The organism is Acidobacteriota bacterium (assembly GCA_020349885.1).
Taxonomy (GTDB): domain Bacteria; phylum Acidobacteriota.
Genome location: CP070701.1, coordinates 569,113 through 585,365, shown reverse-complemented (window position 1 = coordinate 585,365; position 16,253 = coordinate 569,113). Strand labels below are relative to the sequence as shown.

General features: G+C 59.1%; 19 protein-coding genes. 8 read left to right on the top strand and 11 right to left on the bottom strand.

The annotated features are described in order from the left end of the window. Window positions 1-191 precede the first annotated feature (191 nt). The 4 genes from JSV08_02570 to JSV08_02555 form a co-directional block, all read right to left on the bottom strand. Window positions 192-548, bottom strand: coding sequence for a cupin domain-containing protein (locus JSV08_02570; GenBank protein ID UCF81315.1), 357 nt, complete (start codon window positions 546-548; stop codon window positions 192-194). Continuing rightward, window positions 545-2,347: a phosphoenolpyruvate--protein phosphotransferase gene (gene ptsP, locus JSV08_02565; GenBank protein ID UCF81314.1), complete on the bottom strand. Its 1,803-nt coding sequence runs from the start codon at window positions 2,345-2,347 to the stop codon at window positions 545-547. The genes JSV08_02570 and ptsP overlap by 4 nt, the downstream gene beginning before the upstream one ends. A 71-nt stretch (window positions 2,348-2,418) precedes the next feature. Then, window positions 2,419-2,688 carry an HPr family phosphocarrier protein gene (locus tag JSV08_02560; protein ID UCF81313.1) on the bottom strand — a complete coding sequence of 90 codons (270 nt, stop codon included), beginning with the start codon at window positions 2,686-2,688 and terminating at the stop codon, window positions 2,419-2,421. Further along, window positions 2,675-3,139, bottom strand: a complete 465-nt coding sequence (locus JSV08_02555; GenBank protein UCF81312.1) for a PTS sugar transporter subunit IIA — start codon at window positions 3,137-3,139, stop codon at window positions 2,675-2,677. Before JSV08_02555 ends, JSV08_02560 begins: the two co-directional genes overlap by 14 nt. Before the next feature lie 118 nt (window positions 3,140-3,257). Here JSV08_02555 and JSV08_02550 point away from each other — a divergent pair, with 118 nt between their 5' ends. Both JSV08_02550 and JSV08_02545 read left to right on the top strand, forming a co-directional pair. Next, window positions 3,258-4,142, top strand: a complete 885-nt coding sequence (locus JSV08_02550) for a DUF547 domain-containing protein (protein UCF81311.1) — start codon at window positions 3,258-3,260, stop codon at window positions 4,140-4,142. 145 nt (window positions 4,143-4,287) lie between these two features. Next, window positions 4,288-5,001, top strand: coding sequence for an outer membrane lipoprotein carrier protein LolA (locus tag JSV08_02545; GenBank protein UCF81310.1), 714 nt, complete (start codon window positions 4,288-4,290; stop codon window positions 4,999-5,001). 138 nt (window positions 5,002-5,139) lie between these two features. Here the strand turns inward: JSV08_02545 and JSV08_02540 are convergent, their stop codons facing one another. Both JSV08_02540 and JSV08_02535 read right to left on the bottom strand, forming a co-directional pair. Continuing rightward, window positions 5,140-5,553 (bottom strand): MerR family transcriptional regulator, encoded by a 414-nt coding sequence (locus tag JSV08_02540; protein ID UCF81309.1) that lies wholly within the window; start codon window positions 5,551-5,553, stop codon window positions 5,140-5,142. Window positions 5,554-5,561: 8 nt separating this feature from the next. Further along, on the bottom strand, window positions 5,562-5,942 hold the full coding sequence (locus JSV08_02535; protein UCF81308.1) for a DUF4845 domain-containing protein: 381 nt from the start codon (window positions 5,940-5,942) through the stop codon (window positions 5,562-5,564). 157 nt (window positions 5,943-6,099) lie between these two features. On the opposite strand from JSV08_02535, the gene JSV08_02530 reads away from it, so the two are divergent. From JSV08_02530 to JSV08_02505, 6 genes are all read left to right on the top strand, one after another. Next, complete coding sequence (locus JSV08_02530; GenBank protein ID UCF81307.1) at window positions 6,100-6,639, top strand: DJ-1/PfpI/YhbO family deglycase/protease; 540 nt, start codon at window positions 6,100-6,102, stop codon at window positions 6,637-6,639. Window positions 6,640-6,766: 127 nt separating this feature from the next. Further along, the gene (gene lexA / locus JSV08_02525) at window positions 6,767-7,414 is read left to right on the top strand and encodes a transcriptional repressor LexA (protein UCF81306.1); all 648 of its coding nucleotides are present in this window, start codon (window positions 6,767-6,769) and stop codon (window positions 7,412-7,414) included. Window positions 7,415-7,422: 8 nt separating this feature from the next. After that, complete coding sequence (locus JSV08_02520) at window positions 7,423-8,175, top strand: phage Gp37/Gp68 family protein (GenBank protein UCF81305.1); 753 nt, start codon at window positions 7,423-7,425, stop codon at window positions 8,173-8,175. A gap of 11 nt (window positions 8,176-8,186) precedes the next feature. Further along, the gene (locus JSV08_02515) at window positions 8,187-9,287 is read left to right on the top strand and encodes a three-Cys-motif partner protein TcmP (protein ID UCF81304.1); all 1,101 of its coding nucleotides are present in this window, start codon (window positions 8,187-8,189) and stop codon (window positions 9,285-9,287) included. 130 nt (window positions 9,288-9,417) lie between these two features. Then, window positions 9,418-9,951, top strand: coding sequence for a nitroreductase family protein (locus JSV08_02510; protein UCF81303.1), 534 nt, complete (start codon window positions 9,418-9,420; stop codon window positions 9,949-9,951). Between the two features lie 12 nt (window positions 9,952-9,963). Continuing rightward, window positions 9,964-11,031: a radical SAM protein gene (locus JSV08_02505; protein ID UCF81302.1), complete on the top strand. Its 1,068-nt coding sequence runs from the start codon at window positions 9,964-9,966 to the stop codon at window positions 11,029-11,031. A 53-nt stretch (window positions 11,032-11,084) separates the two neighbouring features. Here the strand turns inward: JSV08_02505 and hflC are convergent, their stop codons facing one another. From hflC to JSV08_02480, 5 genes are all read right to left on the bottom strand, one after another. Continuing rightward, window positions 11,085-12,020 carry a protease modulator HflC gene (hflC, locus tag JSV08_02500; protein UCF81301.1) on the bottom strand — a complete coding sequence of 312 codons (936 nt, stop codon included), beginning with the start codon at window positions 12,018-12,020 and terminating at the stop codon, window positions 11,085-11,087. Then, a complete protein-coding gene (gene hflK, locus JSV08_02495) occupies window positions 12,017-12,973 on the bottom strand; it encodes an FtsH protease activity modulator HflK (protein ID UCF81822.1) in 957 nt (318 codons plus the stop codon). Before hflK ends, hflC begins: the two co-directional genes overlap by 4 nt. 138 nt (window positions 12,974-13,111) lie before the next feature. Next, a complete protein-coding gene (gene nuoF / locus JSV08_02490; GenBank protein ID UCF81300.1) occupies window positions 13,112-14,389 on the bottom strand; it encodes an NADH-quinone oxidoreductase subunit NuoF in 1,278 nt (425 codons plus the stop codon). Beyond that, on the bottom strand, window positions 14,390-14,854 hold the full coding sequence (gene nuoE, locus JSV08_02485) for an NADH-quinone oxidoreductase subunit NuoE (protein UCF81299.1): 465 nt from the start codon (window positions 14,852-14,854) through the stop codon (window positions 14,390-14,392). Between the two features lies 1 nt (window position 14,855). Beyond that, on the bottom strand, window positions 14,856-16,055 hold the full coding sequence (locus tag JSV08_02480; protein UCF81298.1) for an NADH-quinone oxidoreductase subunit D: 1,200 nt from the start codon (window positions 16,053-16,055) through the stop codon (window positions 14,856-14,858). Window positions 16,056-16,253 lie beyond the last annotated feature (198 nt).

The following is a 16,253-nucleotide window of genomic DNA, read 5'->3' as shown; positions in this document are numbered from 1 at the left end:
AAGGTCCCTTGGGGAACGATTCCAGCGGCGCCCCGCGAGTCAGCGGGTCGATCTGTCCGTAAAGAGAGTCCGGACGACGCGTTTCCGCTGAGGGTGCTTTTGCACCTCGGTTCCACCTCGCGGTTTTTTTGCAGGCTGACCGGTCGAAAAGGGGGGATGCGGGAACGGGGTTGTCGAGCTGGACGGGGACGCTACGACTTTTTCCTCTCGGCGCGGCCGTGGTCGTCTTGAAGGCGCACCACGTCGTCGAGGTGCGGCGTCGAGACCTCAAAAAGCACGCAATCTTCAAGCGCCGTGATGCGATGCACTTCGCCCGGCGCGACGCGCTGGGCGTCCCCGGCGGACATCTCCATTTCGCTTCCGCCTTGTTCATCCGCGCCGAGGTAGAGCATCAGCCGCCCCGAGTATAGGTAGAGGGTTTCGTCCTTGCGTTCGTGATACTGCAGGCTCAGGCGCTCTCCCTTGCGCACCGCCATAATTTTTCCCGCGTAATGCGGCGTCTCGGCGAAAAGGATTTCGTGGCCCCAGGGCTTTTCGATTTTTTTCATGGGATGACGCCCGCCGTCCCCGGCCGGGCCGCTCCGGGCCCTGAAGGGGCGGGCTGAGCACCGTCGGCGGCCGAGGCCCTTTCGGCAAGCAGGGCGCGAATCTCCGAAGCGTCGCTTTTGGAAAGAACCTCCCGGGCAAGCGCCTGCGCGTCCGAGATACGGATGCGGCGTACGGCGGCCTTGACTTCGTGGATGCGGCGCGCGTTCATGCTCAGATTCCGATACCCGAGTCCCACCAGGAGTTCCGTGAGGGCGGGATCGCTGGTCATCTCTCCGCAAAGGTGGAGGTCGATGCCCGCCGTGTGTGCGGCGCGGGCCACGCTGTCCAGCAATCTCAAAACGGATGGGTGTAGCGGCTCGTAAAGATAGGACACCGTGTCGTTTCCGCGCTCGATGGCCAGGGTGTATTGGATGAGGTCGTTTGTGCCGACGCTGAAGAAATCCGCTTCGCGCGCGAATGTATCCGCGGCCAGCGCCGTGGCCGGCACTTCGACCATGATTCCGAACGGGATGCGCTCGGCCACGGTTTTTCCTTCAAGACGCAGGTCTTTCCGGACGCTCTCGAGGAGAGCCTTGGTGCGCCGAATTTCGTCCAGGTTCACCACCATGGGGACCATGATGAGGCAACGACCGTGCGCGCTCGCGCGCAGGAGGCCCCGGAGCTGGGGCAGGAACACGGCTTCGTTTTGCAGGCAATAGCGGATAGCCCGGAGGCCGAGCACGGGATTGAAATTATCTTTTTGAAGGATGCTGTGGAAGAACTTTTCTCCGCCCAGGTCGAGCGTGCGGATGACGACGGGTTTTTCCCCCATGCTTTCCAGAACGGCCTTATAGGCCTGGTAGTGGTCCTCCTCGGTGGGAAGATTGGGCGATTTGTTGAGGTAGAGGAGTTCCGTGCGGTAAAGCCCCACGCCTTCGGCTCCGTGTTCGAGTGCTCCCTCGACATCGGAGGGAAACTCGATGTTGGCGGCGAGGTGCACCCGTTCGCCGCTCCGCGTCTCGGAAACGACATCCCGCAGAGCACGGTAAGCCTGCGAGCGGTCCGCGAGCTCCGCCTTTTTCGCCCGGTAGGCGTTCACGTCCGCCTCCGAGGGGTTCAGGATCACCTGTCCTTCGTCGCCGTCCAGTAGAACGGGCGTCTGGTCCACGACGGCGGCGCTCAGGTTGTGGAGGCCGATGACGGCCGGAATGGCGAGCGAGCGAGCGATGATGGCCGTATGCGACGTGATGCCGCCCACGTCGAGCACAAGGCCCAGAACGCGGTCGCGATGGAGTTGAATCGCATCCGAAGGCGCAAGCCGCGAGGCCACCAGGATGTGCGGCTCTTCGAGCGTCGAGAGGTCACGCGGCTTGGCGCCCATGAGGTTCCAGACAATCCGACGCGTCACATCCTCGATGTCCTTGGCGCGCTCGCTGAGATAGGCGTCCTTCATCTCGGCGAAACGCCTCGCAATCTGACCCGCGGAGTGATGGATGGCCCACTCGGCGTTCACGCGGTGCTCCCGGACGGTCGAGGCCGCGCGCTCGACAAGAAGCGGATCATCGAGAGCGCAAATTTGCGCATCGAGGAAATACGCGTGGTTTTCGCCGAGCGTTTTCGTGACCTTTTCCCGAATGACATTGAGCTGCCGCTTCGAGGAAGCCACGGCGTTTTGGAGGCGTTTGACTTCGAGGGGCACGTCGGATTCGTGGAGGCTTACGTGGAAGATGGAAATTTCTTCGTCGCGCAAAAGGAACGCCTTCCCGTAGGCGACGCCGCCCGAGGCGGCAATACCGCGCGCCACAAGCCGCGTGCTCATGAGTGAACCTCTTTTCTTAAAATGAGAGGTTTTCGGCTTCCATGCATGTTCTCAGCTAGGTAATGGCGGCGTTATTCCGCCTCCTCGAATCGGTTTGCAATGAGGGCCGCGAGGGAGTCGCAGGCTTCCTGCGCATCGCTTCCCTCGCAGAGAAGAGAGAGCTTCGAGCCATGGGCGGCGGCGAGGGAGAGGATTCCCAAAATACTCTTCGCGTTCACCCGCTCGCCGTCCATCGAGAGGTAAATGTCGCAAGCAAATTGGCTCGCGAGCCGAACCAGCCGCGCCGCCGCCCGCGCATGCAGCCCCAGCTTGTTGACGATTTCGACCTCACGCTCCACCATGCGGTTTGCTCCTCATGGGCTTTCCCGATTGCGGCTTCGAGCGCTGCTTGCGGTCGTATTCGGAAAGTAGATGAATGCTGTTCACGCCCTTGTCGACCAGGGAGCGCGCGATGTCGCGCACCGTGGCGTCGTTTCGATTTTGATGCGTTGCGAGTTTCACGAGGATGGGCAGGTTCACGCCCGTGACGACCTCGATGTTCGGACGCTTGCGCACGAAGGAAAGCGCGACGTTGGAGGGCGTGCCGCCGAGCAGGTCGGTCAAGACGAGGACGCCGTCACCGCAATCGACCGCATCGATGGCTTCGCCCACCTCGCGGCGGATGTCTTCAAATTGCCGGTTCCATCCGATGGTGAGGGTTTTGAAGGGAAGCGGCTCACCCGCAATGTTCTGAGCCGACTCGAGGAGCGCCTTCGCCAGATCGCCGTGTGTGATGATGAGAATACCTATCATGTCGTGCCTTCAGCATAGTTTAGCCGAATCGCGCGTAAAAATCATCTAAGGAAGGGCTTCTTTATGGGCAATGCGGGTATTTTGAACTTTTTTCGGGTTCTTGGGTTATCATGGAAAGATGAGCCTTGCCCTGAAGCGCGCGTTCTTTGCCTTTGCGGCGATATGGCTCGCGGCGGGAGCGGCCGTCCAGGCGGCGGATCCCGACGAGGGCGTCCCCGCCGGGCGGGAAGCCGCTGAGAGCGACCGTCTTCAAGACGAGCAGCCCATGGCCGACGAGCGTCTTGTCAATCCCGTCTGCCCCGAGGCCAAGCGTGACAGCCTTACCACCCCCGACATGACGCTCTGGGACAAGGTCGTCAAGGCGCACGTGCGGCGCGGCATCGTGAACTACCGCGCCATAGCCGAGGAAGCGAATTTCAAGAAATTCCTGGCTTCCTGGGACTGCATCAATCTTTTGGCCGCGCGTGAGCTCGGAAAAAAGGAGCGCGCCGCCATGTGGCTTAACATATACAACGCGCATGTCGTGGCCCATATTTTGAAGCACTATCCCGTTTCGAGCGTGGAGCGGATTCCCGATTTCTACAAGCAGCGCGTTGCCCGCATCGGGGGCCGCCACACCTCCGCGCTGCACCTCGCCGACGAGGTCAGATATTTATTAGAAGATGCGCGCGTCGGCTTCGCGCTGTGCCGTGGATCGCTCGGCGGCCCAACGCTGCGTGAGGAAGCCTATACGGCCGAGCGCCTGGATGCCCAGCTCGAAAACCAGACCAGGCGATTCTTTGCCGACCGGAACAAATTCCACCTAGATAAACGGGGGAAGTTTATGCGCCTTTCTAAGGTTTTCCGATGGGAGCAGCGGCACATCGTGCGCATCGAAGGCGCCATCTTGAAATTCTTCGCCCGTTACGTGCCGCCGGAGGACGCCGAGCTGGTGCAATCGGGAACGCTTTCCATCCGATTCTCCCCCTACGATGCTGACCTCAATGGTGAGACCTTGTATTGATTCGCCGAAGGGGGGCAGGAAACCGTGCGCCGTTGACTTAACGGCGCTCAAAAGGTATCTTTTCCGGACAACGTCAGTTGGAAAGCAGATGCATAATAGGATGCGTTCGAATCGGCACCTTCGATGGTGGGGCTTGCGCTTCTTGATGGGCAGGATCTTCCTGCTTGCGCCGCTTGCGCTGGTCGTGGGCCTCCTGGGGGCTGCGCGAAGTGTCGAAGCGGCGCAGCCGGACGGGACGATGCGGGCCTCCGATATCCTCTTCCGCTTCGACGCGGCGCAGCGAGGCACGACCACGCTGCGTGTCCGCTTTACGCAGGAGAAGCGGTGTTCCTTGACAAAGAGCGAGACGGACGTGTCCCGCGGCACGTTCTATCTTGAGAAGCCCAACCGTCTCCTTCTCTACTACGAGGAGCCGAAGCCGGCCTACTATCTCCTGACCGACGGCCGCCTTCTCGTCTACTACCCCGAGCTCAAGATCGCGCAGGAAACAAGACTTCCCAACCGCAGGGTCTTCAAGCGTTTTATGCGGTACTTCGGCATGGGCGAGGCGAGCGATCACATCGCCAAGTTCTTTGATGTGGCCGTCAAGGAAGGCAACCCCCTGCCCGGTACGTTCTACCTCGAGATGACGCCGCGCAAGCGCCGTATTGAAAAACGCGTCGCCGAGGCGCGCCTCTGGGTGGACCGCGAAACCTATCTGCCCCGTCGCGTGGAGATGGTTGAGGAAGCGGGAGACCTCCTGCGCATCACGCTCGATCACACGGAACGCAACGTGGATTTGCGCGACGCGTTCCTTCTCGAAATCCCCCCCGACGTCAAGGTCGAAAGAATCAAGGCAAGCGAGTTCGAGGGACTGTAGCCTCCTCACTTGTAAGGCTCTCCGTACGGTTCCTGGCATGTCCCCTGGCCTGCTCGCCGGGGCAGGCGCTAGGACAAGCTTGCCGGCGAGGAAGCTTACACAGGAGAAGCGAGGCCTGGGACCGCCCTGGTTTCCCGTTCATTCGAACCATTTTAGGAATTTCTTTTTCGATCGGCTGGCGCAGAATTCTTCAAGATGGCGCAGGCGCTTGCCCACCTGCCCCAGGCTCGCCTTGAGCATCTTGTTGTCCTTGGCGAGCTCCTCGCTCACCTTGAGCAGCAAATCGAGATCCTTGCGCATACGTTGAGGGTCATTGTCCGCCATGAGCGCATCGCGCACCGTGCTCAGGGAAAGACCCTGCTCGTGAAGCTGCTCTTTGAGGTATCGAAACTGTTCGATGTTGTAGTCGGTGTAACGGCGATGCCCGCCCGCCGTCTTTTCAATCCGAAGAAACGTCGGAAACTGACTTTCGTAGTAATAGAGGGTAGAGCGGGGAAGCCCAACCGCTTTTTCCACATAGCCGATGGAGTGGCGTTTCTCGTTTGCGGGCATCCCGGGGGCTACAGCCGGAAACGATGACCCTCGAACTTGTGCTCGCGCTGCAGGTTGTAGACGAACCCTGCCAAGTCAATGGGAACCGCGTATTTGACCTCGACTTTGAGACGCTTGGCGGTCAGCCGAATGCGGATGTCTTCGCCGCGAACGGGAAGATCGAGACGCTCCGCTTCCTTGAGAAGTCTTTTGCGTATGTCATCCTCCGTCGTCTGGCCCAGGGATGCCCCCCGGCGTGACAGGGTCTCGACCTTTTCCGCGAAATCGTACGTTTTAACGAGTACGGGAATGACCTTGAAAGCGGTGTACAGAATGGCCACTGCGATGAAGAGAGCGATCACCGCGCCGGTCTTTCCTTCTCCGCGCATGCTGGAATGCTTCTTGAACATTGCTTTTCCTTTTGGAGAAACAGTCTACCAAGGCCCGGAAGGCGAGTCAAGTGCAGCGCCTTGAAAAGTGTTGAGCGCTGCGCGGCTGTGTGCTACCCTAGGGTGAAATCCGATTTTTGTTTGTGTGGTTTTTGCAATTTCCAGACAGGAGGTTCGTATGGCGAAAAAACTCGAAGGTAAAAGAATTCTGATGGCCATCGCGAAGGAAAATTTCCGCGACGAGGAACTCCTCACCCCAAAGCGCATCTTCGGGGAGGAAGGTGCCGTGGTGGCCGTCGCATCGAACGAGCGCGGCACGTGCAAGGGCATGCTGGGCGCGGAGGCGACGGCGGAGCTTGCCATCCGCGACGCGAAGGCGGACGATTACGACGCCCTCGTCATCCCGGGCGGCCTGGGCTCGCCCGAGTACCTGTGGAGGAACGGCGACCTGCACGCGCTCATCAAGGCGTTCCGCGAAAAAGGCAAGCAGACGCACTCCATATGCCTCTCGCCGGCCGTTCTCGCCATCACAGGCGTTCTGAAGGGCCGCAAGGCGGCCGTCTATGCCACGCCCGAGTCGAAGGCCGAGCTCGAAAAAGGCGGCGCCGTCTATGTGGACGAGCCCGTGGTCGTGGACGGTGACGTGGTGACGGGGCGGGATCCGGACGCCGCCGAGCCCTTTGCGCGAAAAATAGTGGAAGTTCTCGGTAAAAAATAGTTATTTTTCAATAAGTTACGGTCGTCTTTCTAGAGTAGTTTTCAACAAGAATTTTTTGTTTTTCAACAGGGAGAAAAAATTTTTTTACCTATTGACTTTCACTTTATTTTCACCTATGCTGGGTTTTGTGATGACACCCAAGCGGAAGGCTGTTCTGGACTTTATTGGGCGCTACATGGCGCGCGAGGGCTGTGCGCCTTCGTACCACGAGATCATGAAAGAATTCGGTTACCGCTCGACGAATTCGGTGTTCAAGCATGTGCGGGCGCTCGCTGAGGAAGGATATCTCAAGCGCGCCTGGAACGCCCGCCGCGGAATAGTTCTCACAATGGATGCAGAGGATTCGGGGAACCTGCCCGACGACCACATTCACCCCCTTCCGGGGCAAGTTCCCCTCCTCGGCTCCATCGCCGCGGGGCGGCCGCTCGACGCCGTCGAGCACCGCGAGGAGGCGCCGCTTCCTGCGGGCAATGACAAGACCTACGCCCTGCGCGCTATGGGCGACTCGATGGAAGGGGAGGGCATACTCGACGGCGATTTTCTGCTTGTCGAGCCGCGCGGGGAGGTGCGCGACGGCGAGATTGTCGTGGCGCTCCTTTCTGGAGGCGAGGCGACGGTCAAAAAATTCTTCCGCGACCCCGGGCGCCGCAAGATTCGGCTCGAGCCCGCAAACGCCGACTATGAGCCGATCTACGTCGACGAGACCGACGTGCGGATCCAGGGCGTGGTCACGGCGGTGTGGAGAATGTTCCGGCGGGGCGGAAGGGGCGTATAATGGACATCATGGCGACGCGGTCTTCCATCGAGTGGACGGACTCTACTTGGAATCCGGTCACGGGTTGCACCAAGGTCAGCCCGGGCTGCAAGAATTGCTACGCCGAGCGCATGGCGCACCTGCTTCGGCTGATGGGCCAGCCCCGCTACCAAAACGGCTTTCGAGTAAAGCTACAAGAGGATATTGTCGAAGCGCCTCTATCTTGGCGGGGACGGCGCACCATCTTCGTCAACTCCATGAGCGACCTCTTTCACGAAGAGATTCCCCTCGAATTCATCCAGCGCGTGTTTGCGACCATGAACAAGGCACGACAACATATTTTTCAGATTCTCACGAAGCGCTCCGGGCGCCTTCTTGAGCTCCGCCATGCCGTCGAGTGGACGGAAAACATATGGATGGGCGTCTCCGTGGAGAGCGCGAAATACACATTTCGCGTTCATGACTTGCAGAAGGTGCCGGCCAAGGTTCGTTTTCTGTCCGCCGAGCCGCTCTTGGGGCCTATTCCGCAACTACCACTCTCCAGGATTCACTGGGTCATCGTGGGAGGGGAATCGGGGCCTCGCGCCCGGCCCATGCGTCCCGAATGGGTGCGGCAGATCCGCGACCGTTGTCGGGATTACGAGGTGCCGTTTTTCTTTAAGCAGTGGGGGGGGGTTAATAAGAAGAAAAATGGAAGAAAGATAGACCGACGTTACTGGAATCAACTCCCTCGTGTTGGAGGATATGAGCAGGCACCAAACTTGTTTCAATTGCATCTGTAAGATTTGCCAGCATGGCTGTTCCGACAACAAAAATTTGGAAAATCGAACCACATACTAAGGCAAAGCATGAGATCCTGCGCCGCTACCTAGGTGCCTGGTTTGGTATAGTCGGAAGCAGATTTCCTCGTTGTATGTACGTTGATGGATTTTGCGGGCCAGGAGAATATGAAAAAGAAGAAAAGGGATCGCCGATTGTAGCCCTTGAGGCGGCAGAACCTCATAGCAGGCGTCTGAAGGGCGAAGCAGTTTTCTGGTTCATTGATGAGGATGAAGACAGAATTCTTCATCTAAGGGAAAAGATTGCCAGTAGGAAATGGCCTGATTCTTTTACAATCAGGCCTCCAGAGTGCGGGAAATTCCATGAGAAGTTTTTACCCTTGCTGGAATCCATGGAAAAAAACGGGCTTGGATTAGCCCCCACGTTTGCTTTTATTGATCCTTTTGGCTTTTCTGGTATTCCTTTAAAGATAGTACATGGTTTATTAAAACACCGAAGTTGCGAGGCTTTTATAAACCTAAATGTCGATGGAATAAATCGTTTTCTTGAGCATCCAGAAGAAAGCATTGCTCGACATATAAGTGAGACGTTTGGCACCGAAGAAGTTATAGAGATTGCTCACTCCAGCGGAGATAGGAGGACTGCGTTACGAAAGCTTTATCAGCAACAACTCATGAAACAAGCAAAATTTGTGCGTTATTTTGAAATGAAAGATCATCGAGACAGAACACAGTATTATCTGTTTTTTGCGACGAACGATCGCCTTGGCCATGTCAAGATGAAAGAGGCTATGTGGACAGTGGATCCCAAGGGTGAATTTCGTTTCTCGGATGCTACGGATCCTAATCAAAGCATCCTTTTTGATGATAGCTATGTGCCGACCTTGTTAAAAATTCTGATAGCAAGATTTGGTGGAAAAACTGTGAATGCGCGGGATGTAACCCAATACGTGGAAGATGAGACTGCTTTTTTACGAAAACACAGGAACCGAGTCTTAAAGGCAGAAGAGGAGCGGGATAATGGTAAGGTCGAAGTTGCATCGCGAAAGCAAGATGGTAAGGTGCGGAAGAAAGGAACATTTGCTGATGGGACAATGGTGACTTTTAGGAGATGATGTATCTTGATCGAAAAAATTAATCTCCTCCTCCCCGAGACCCTGCCGCCGCCGCGGAGTGCAATGGCGGAGCGGGGAGCGGAGCCGAAGGACACGAGTGCCCGCAAACACCCCTAAATGAGGTCAACTCATGGACGTGAAAAAAGCAATAGAAGAAAGAGGCAGCGTAAGGAAATATGAGAAAAGAGAGGTACCGGACCGTTTACTCAGAAAATTGATTGATGCGGCAAGACTGGCCCCTTCCGGAAGGAATGCTCAGCCGTCGAAATATTTTATTGTAAAGGACGGTGAGACAAAGGCTAAATTAAGAAAGAACAAAGTTTTCGCGCAAGCTTTTGTTTATAAGGCACCGGCGATTATAGTATGTTGTGCAGAACCCGGTGCATACACGGAGCATGATGAAGAATGGGATGCGCCTAGAAAGATTCGTGCAATTAGGGATTTGTCGATAGCCTCTTCTTTCTTGGTATTGAGAGCGACGGAATTGGGCTTGGGAACTTGTTATATCGGTTGGGTTAAGAAGGAAAAAATAAAGGAAGTTCTCGGCATTCCGACAGAGAATTTTGTTCTGTTTGTCATAACGGTAGGTTATCCCGCCGAACAACCTGAGCCGACATCGAGAAAAAGCATAGAAGAAATTCAGTTGCAGCCTCACAAGTATTAAGAGAATTTGAGTGTGTCTGAAGCGCTGAAGCCCCTCATTCCCGAGGTAATGCCGCCGCCCGTCGTCGGGGGCGTCGTCGCGGAGAAGCACCGCTACCTGAAACCTGTCCTGAGCGGAGCCGAAGGAGACGTCTCGCGCGAAACGCTCGCGCCGCGCGACGTGACCTACGTCCAGATGAACGCCCGCTCCGTGCTCAACTGGTCCGCCGAGGGCGCCTTTGAGGGCTGCTACACCGTCAACCCCTACCGCGGCTGCGAGCTCAACTGCGCCTACTGCTACGCCCGCTACACGCACGAGTTCCTGGAGCACCTCGACACGAACGACTTTTCCCGCGTCATTTACGTGAAGCGGAACGCGCCGAAAGTTTTGCGCCGGACGCTCAGTCCCCCGCGCGTTCGGGACAAACGGATCGCCGTCGGCACCGCGACCGACCCGTACCAGCCGGCCGAGAGGAAATTCGAGATCACGCGCGGAATCCTGAAGGAGCTCGCCCGGCACGAGGGGCTGAACGTTTCCGTCACGACGAAATCCACGCTCATCACACGCGACCTCGATGTGCTGCGGGAGCTCGACCGTCGTTCAAGCTTGACGGTGTACCTGTCCCTCGTCAGCCTTGACCGCGCAAGAATCGCCCGGCTCGAGCCGAACGCTCCCACGCCCGAGGCGCGCCTTCGCGCCGTCGAGACACTCGCCAGGGCGGGCCTCCATGCCGGCATCCATATGATTCCCCTGCTTCCTCTTTTGACCGACCACCGCGCCAACGTGGAGGCCCTCGCAGCGCGCGCCCAGGATGCCGGAGCGGTATTTGTCCACGCAGGTTTCCTGTCCCTTAAGTCAACCACGAAGCGCCATTTCTTCTCGTTTCTTCAACGCGAGTTCCCGCACCTCCTGGCCCGCTACCGCCGCGCCTACGGGAGCGCCTCCCAGCCCCCGGAGGCCTACACGCGCCGCGTCCGCGCGATGGCGGACGCCGTGCTCGCCCGATACGGCTTTGCGGACGTTTCTGATGAGGAGGAGGAAACGTACGAGCCTGAGGAAGCGGGTGCGGAGCCGGCGCTGCCGTTCGGAAGGGCGGACTGAGGAAAAAGCATCCGGGCCGAGCGGGGGCGCCCCGCTGGGCCGAAGCGCGCCGCCTAGGGCTTGGCCGACTTTAGGTACTTGTAGAAGTCGCTGTCCGTGGTGAGGATGAGGCGGGAATTGCCCTTGACGGTGGTGCGGTAGGACTCGAGCGTCTGCAGGAAGGAATAAAACTCGGGCGCCCTGTTGTAGGCCGAAGCGTAGATGCGCGTGGCCTTGCCGTCGGCCTTGCCCTTGATTTCCTGCGCTTCGCGGTAGGCCTCGGAGGTGATTTTCTTGAGCTCGCGGTTCATCCCTCCCACGATCTCCGCGTGCTTGCCTTCGCCCTCCGAGCGGTAGCGCGCCGCGATGCGCTTCTGCCCGCTGATCATGCGGTCGTACACTTTCTGGCGCACCGACTCGATGTAGTTGATGCGCTTGATGCGCACGTCCAGGAGTTCGATGCCCATGGCCGCCACGAGAACCCTCGCGTTCTCCAGAATTTTCCGCGCCAACTCCTCCCGCCCGACGGAGATTTTTCCCACCTGCTCGGGGTCCAGATCGAAGCGCGAGTCTTCTTGATGGACTTCCAGGATGCGGTCGCTCGTGCGCACGGCGTCGATGAGCACGTGGCTCGCCACCATGTCGCGCGCCGCCGCGTCGATGATGTCGTCGAGGCGCGACTGGGCGCGGCGCTCGTCGCGCAGGCTCTGCAGGAAGAGGAGCGGGTCCACGATGCGCCACCGCGCCATGGTGTCGAGGTAGATGTACTTGTTGTCGTTCGTGGGAATTTGCTCCGGGTAGCCGTCCCATTCGAGAATGCGCTTGTCGAAGCGGAGCACCTGCTCGATGATCGGAATTTTTATTTTAAGGCCCGGCTCGAGCACGGTGCGCACGGGCTCCTGGAAGCGCGTCACCACGGCCTGCTCGTATTCCGACACGACGAAAAAGCCCCCGAACACCAGTACCAGGAGCACCACGAGCGCGATGAGAATAGCCGCGGGGTTCTTCATTTTGCCTGTCCCTCGCGCCCCAGGAGCTGAAGGAGCGGCACCAGCCCCTTTTGCGATTCGTCAATAACGTAGATGTCCTCGACGTGCGGCAGGATCTGGGACATCGTTTCCACGTACATGCGGCGGCGCGTGACGTCGGGCGCCTTGCGGTATTCTTCGTGGATGGAGAGAAATTTCGCGGCGTCTCCGCGGGCGCGGTTGACGCGGTCGGTGGCGTAGCCCTCGGCTTCGGCGATGACCTGCTGGGCCTTTCCCTGGGCTTTCGGAATTTCCTTGTTGTACATCTCCCACGCGTTGTTTATCATCCGCTCCTGTTCCTGGCGCGCCTCGTTGACCTCGTTGAACGAGGGCTTCACGGGGTCCGGCGGGTGCACGTCCTGCAGCTTGACCGTCACGAGCTGGATGCCCGTCTCGTAGGAGTCGAGAATCTCTTGCATCCGCTCATGAACCTTGACGGACACCTCGGCGCGTCCCTGCGTGAGCACCTCGTCCGCCGTGTAGTCTCCGACGGTGCTTCGCATCACGGCCTCCGACACGTCGCGCAGGGCTTCTTCTGGATTCCGGTTCTTGAAGAGGTACAGGTAGGAATCCGAGATCCGGTACTGCACCGCCCACTGCACCTCGGCGATGTTCAGGTCCCCCGTCAGCATGAGCATCTCCTCCTCGTAGCGCTTGCCCGGCTCGTACTGGGTGCGGACGCCGGCTTCCTGGGTGCGGTAGCCGAATTCCTGCTTGCGGATCTGCCGCACGGGCACTTTGTAGACTCGGTCCACGCCGAAGGGGATTTTGAAATGGAGGCCCGGCTCGACCGTTTTTATGTATTTCCCGAAGCGCAGCACCACGCCCACCGACTCGGCTTTCACGGTGTAGGCGGCCGTGAGGATGAGAAACACCAGGAGCAGCACGCCGATGAAGCCGCCAACGCCCCTGGCGAGCTTCCTGGGGTCGGGCATGTTGGGCAGGTGCTCGCGTATGTCCTGTATGTCGCGGATGTTGTTCATCGAGGCATCAGTTTATAGGAAAGCGGCAAGCGTATCAACAAGGGAGGGGCGGTTTTGCTTTGAGGCGGCACTCGCCGTGAAGCGGGCAGCTTAGCCGCCCCGCCCGTTGAACGGGCACCGCTTCCCGGTGATGTGCGCCTCGAACTCCGGGCGCCATTTGCGGATGAGGCTCTCGGGGGCCATGCAGGCACCGTCGCCGAAGGCGCATATGGTGTTGCCCTTCATGTTGTCCATGATGTCGAGGAGCAGATCCAGGTCTTCTTTTGCGCCCTTGCCCGCCTCGATGCGGCGGAGGATTTTCAGCAGCCAGCCGCAGCCCTCGCGGCAGGGCGTGCACTGGCCGCACGATTCGTGGTGGTAAAACTCCATGACGTTCACGGCGGCCTGCACCAGGCAAACCGTTTCGTCGAGGACGACGATGGCCGCCGAGCCGAGCATCGAGCCCGCCTCCATGACGGAGTCGAAGTCCATCGGCGTGTCGATCTGGTCCGGCGTCATGAACGCCGACGATGTACCCCCGGGGCAGACGGCCTTCAATTTTTTGCCGCCGCGCACGCCGCCGCCGTACTCTTCGATGATCTTGCGGAGCGGGATGCCGAGCTCGTCCTCGTAGACGCCGGGGCGCTCGACGTGGCCGCTCAGGCAGTAGAGCTTGGGGCCGGTGTTCCGCTCGTTGGTGCCGAGGCTCTTGTACCAGTCGACGCCGCGCTCGACGATGAAGGGCACGTTCGACAGGGTCTCGACGTTGTTCACGGTGGTCGGGTGGCCGTAGATGCCGCGCTGGGCGGGGACGGGCGGCCTCAAGCGCGGCATGCCGCGGTTGCTCTCGGTGGACTCCATCAGGGACGTTTCCTCACCGCAGATGTAGGCGCCCGCGCCCTTATAAAGAATCATGCGCAGGCTGTAGCCGGAGCCGAGGATGTTTTCGCCGAGGTAACCCGCGCGCTCGGCCTCGGCGATGGCTTCTTTCAATATCTTGTAGCCGTCCCAGAATTCTCCCCTGATGTAGATGAAGCAGGTGTCGGCCTGGATTGCGTAGGACGAGATGGCGCAGCCTTCGATGACGAGGTGCGGGTCCTTGTTCATGAGAACGATGTCCTTGAAGGTGCCGGGCTCGCCCTCGTCGGCGTTGCAAGCGAGGTAGTGCGGCCCCTTCTTCTCCTTCGGCATAAAATTCCACTTGACGCCGCACGGAAAGCCCGCGCCGCCGCGCCCGCGGAGCCCGGACGCTTTGACGGCGTCGATAACGTCCTGCGGCTTCATCTGCGTGAGCGCCTTCTTCAAGGCCTGATAGCCGCCGTTAGCCTCGTACACGGAGAGGCGGTGGCTGTCGGGGGTGTTGATGTTTTTTGTGAGGACGGGTTGCATTTATTTCAGTTCCTGAATCAGCTTCTCGGCTGCCTCCGGCGTCACCTTGCCGTACTGCGTCTTGTCAACGTGGACGACGGGAGCTTGGTCGCACGCCCCGAGGCACTCGACCACCTCAAGGGAAAATTTTCCTTCCGGCGTCGCCTCTCCGAGCTCTACGCCGAGTTTTTGTTTGAGGTGCTCGGTCACTTTTTCGGCCCCCAGGAGCCAGCACGAGAGCGTCTTGCAGACGCGAATCTGGTGCTTGCCCATGGGCTTTTTGTAGAACATCGTGTAGAAGGAAAGCACCTCCTTCACGTGGGCCGCCGTGCAGTCGAGAAGCGCCGCCAGCTCTTCGCACGCCTCGGTGGAGATGTAGCCGAACTCCTCCTGAACGCGCCAGAGGGCAGGGATGAGGGCGGAGCGTTTCTCGGGAAATTCGCCTTGCAGATTCCGTATGTCTTGTTTAAGCGCTTCGGGAAACATGTTACCGATCACAATCCCCCATCACGGGATCGAGGCCTGCGATGCAGGCGACGGCGTCGGCGATCATCCGGCCGCGCACCAGATGCGGAAGCGTTTGTATATTCGCGAACGAGGGCGAGCGCACGTGAAGGCGGTAGGGCTGCACCTCGCCGTCGCCCACGAGGTAGAAGCCGTGTTCGCCCTTGGGGTTTTCGATGCTGAAATAGCACTCGCCCGTCGGTTTGATGCCGTCCGTAATGACCATGAACAGGTGGATAAGCTCCTCCATCTTCGTGAGGACGCGTTTCTTGCGAGGGAGGAAAATCTTGTGGTCGTCCACGCCGATATCGCCTTCCGGGAGACCGTCGATCGCCTGAGCGATGATGCGGGCTGACTGGCGCATCTCTTCAAGGCGCAGGAGGTAGCGGTCGTAGGAGTCGCCCTTCGTGCCGACTGGCACGTCGAAGTCGAACTCGTCGTAGCAGTTGTAGGGACGGGCCTTTCGGATGTCCCAGCGCACGCCCGAGGCTCGGAGGTTCGGTCCCGAAAGGCTTAGGTTGACGGCTTCCTTGGTCGAGATGACGCCCACCCCTTGGTTGCGCTCCATCCAGATGCGGTTGTGCGTAAGCAGTCCCTCGACCTCGTCCAGGACCTGATTCACGCGCGGCAGGAATTGGGAAATTTCTTGAATCACCTGGGGCGAGAAATCGCGGGCGAGGCCCCCGATGCGTGAATACGAGGTCGTGAAGCGCGCGCCGCAGATGTTTTCGATGATGTCGTAGAGGTATTCGCGCTCCTGGAATGTGTACAGGAAAACCGTCATCGCCCCCAGGTCGAGCGCGTGGCAGCCGAGCCATAGATAATGCGAAGAGATGCGTGCGAGCTCACAGCACACCGTGCGCAAGTATTGAGCGCGGCGCGGAATCTGATCGGTGATGCCCATGAGCTTCTCGACGGCCATCGTGTAGCTGATGTTTTGTGCAAGGGGCGAGATGTAGTCCATTCGGTCGGTGTAGGGAATGAACTGGTGGTAGGTCTTGTGCTCGGCGATCTTGGCCATGCCGCGGTGAAGGTAGCCGACGTGCGGGACGCAGTCGACGATGGTCTCGCCGTCGAGTTTCAGCACCATGCGCAGCACGCCGTGGGTCGCGGGGTGCTGCGGTCCCATGTTGATAGTGAGAATTTCAGTTTCCGGGTCCAGGCGTTCGGCGGTAATGGGCATGTCAGCTGTCTGCTCTCCGTTGCCAAAGGGCGGCAGGGGCCGGCGGGCTTTCCTGCAAGGCCATGGTTCCCTTGAAGTTGCGTATTCCGAGTCGAAAGGAGTTGTGCATATCCTGAGCCTACTATTCTATCGATTGAAGCCGCCCTCGTCAAGATGCAGCACCTTTACATTTTTTCTCCGGCCCCCTATACTGAAATA

Bases quoted from the DNA above. Each gene is read 5' to 3' on its own strand.
- JSV08_02520 (UCF81305.1), top strand. From the start codon at position 7,423: ATGGCGACGCGGTCTTCCATCGAGTGGACGGACTCTACTTGGAATCCG.
- JSV08_02535 (UCF81308.1), bottom strand. From the start codon at position 5,942: ATGTTCAAGAAGCATTCCAGCATGCGCGGAGAAGGAAAGACCGGCGCG.
- ptsP (UCF81314.1), bottom strand. From the start codon at position 2,347: ATGAGCACGCGGCTTGTGGCGCGCGGTATTGCCGCCTCGGGCGGCGTC.
- JSV08_02510 (UCF81303.1), top strand. From the start codon at position 9,418: ATGGACGTGAAAAAAGCAATAGAAGAAAGAGGCAGCGTAAGGAAATAT.
- hflC (UCF81301.1), bottom strand. From the start codon at position 12,020: ATGAAGAACCCCGCGGCTATTCTCATCGCGCTCGTGGTGCTCCTGGTA.
- hflK (UCF81822.1), bottom strand. From the start codon at position 12,973: ATGCCCGACCCCAGGAAGCTCGCCAGGGGCGTTGGCGGCTTCATCGGC.
- nuoF (UCF81300.1), bottom strand. From the start codon at position 14,389: ATGCAACCCGTCCTCACAAAAAACATCAACACCCCCGACAGCCACCGC.
- JSV08_02570 (UCF81315.1), bottom strand. From the start codon at position 548: ATGAAAAAAATCGAAAAGCCCTGGGGCCACGAAATCCTTTTCGCCGAG.
- nuoE (UCF81299.1), bottom strand. From the start codon at position 14,854: ATGTTTCCCGAAGCGCTTAAACAAGACATACGGAATCTGCAAGGCGAA.
- JSV08_02530 (UCF81307.1), top strand. From the start codon at position 6,100: ATGGCGAAAAAACTCGAAGGTAAAAGAATTCTGATGGCCATCGCGAAG.
- JSV08_02545 (UCF81310.1), top strand. From the start codon at position 4,288: ATGGGCAGGATCTTCCTGCTTGCGCCGCTTGCGCTGGTCGTGGGCCTC.
- JSV08_02555 (UCF81312.1), bottom strand. From the start codon at position 3,139: ATGATAGGTATTCTCATCATCACACACGGCGATCTGGCGAAGGCGCTC.
- JSV08_02560 (UCF81313.1), bottom strand. From the start codon at position 2,688: ATGGTGGAGCGTGAGGTCGAAATCGTCAACAAGCTGGGGCTGCATGCG.
- JSV08_02480 (UCF81298.1), bottom strand. From the start codon at position 16,055: ATGCCCATTACCGCCGAACGCCTGGACCCGGAAACTGAAATTCTCACT.
- JSV08_02550 (UCF81311.1), top strand. From the start codon at position 3,258: ATGAGCCTTGCCCTGAAGCGCGCGTTCTTTGCCTTTGCGGCGATATGG.
- JSV08_02540 (UCF81309.1), bottom strand. From the start codon at position 5,553: ATGCCCGCAAACGAGAAACGCCACTCCATCGGCTATGTGGAAAAAGCG.
- JSV08_02515 (UCF81304.1), top strand. From the start codon at position 8,187: ATGGCTGTTCCGACAACAAAAATTTGGAAAATCGAACCACATACTAAG.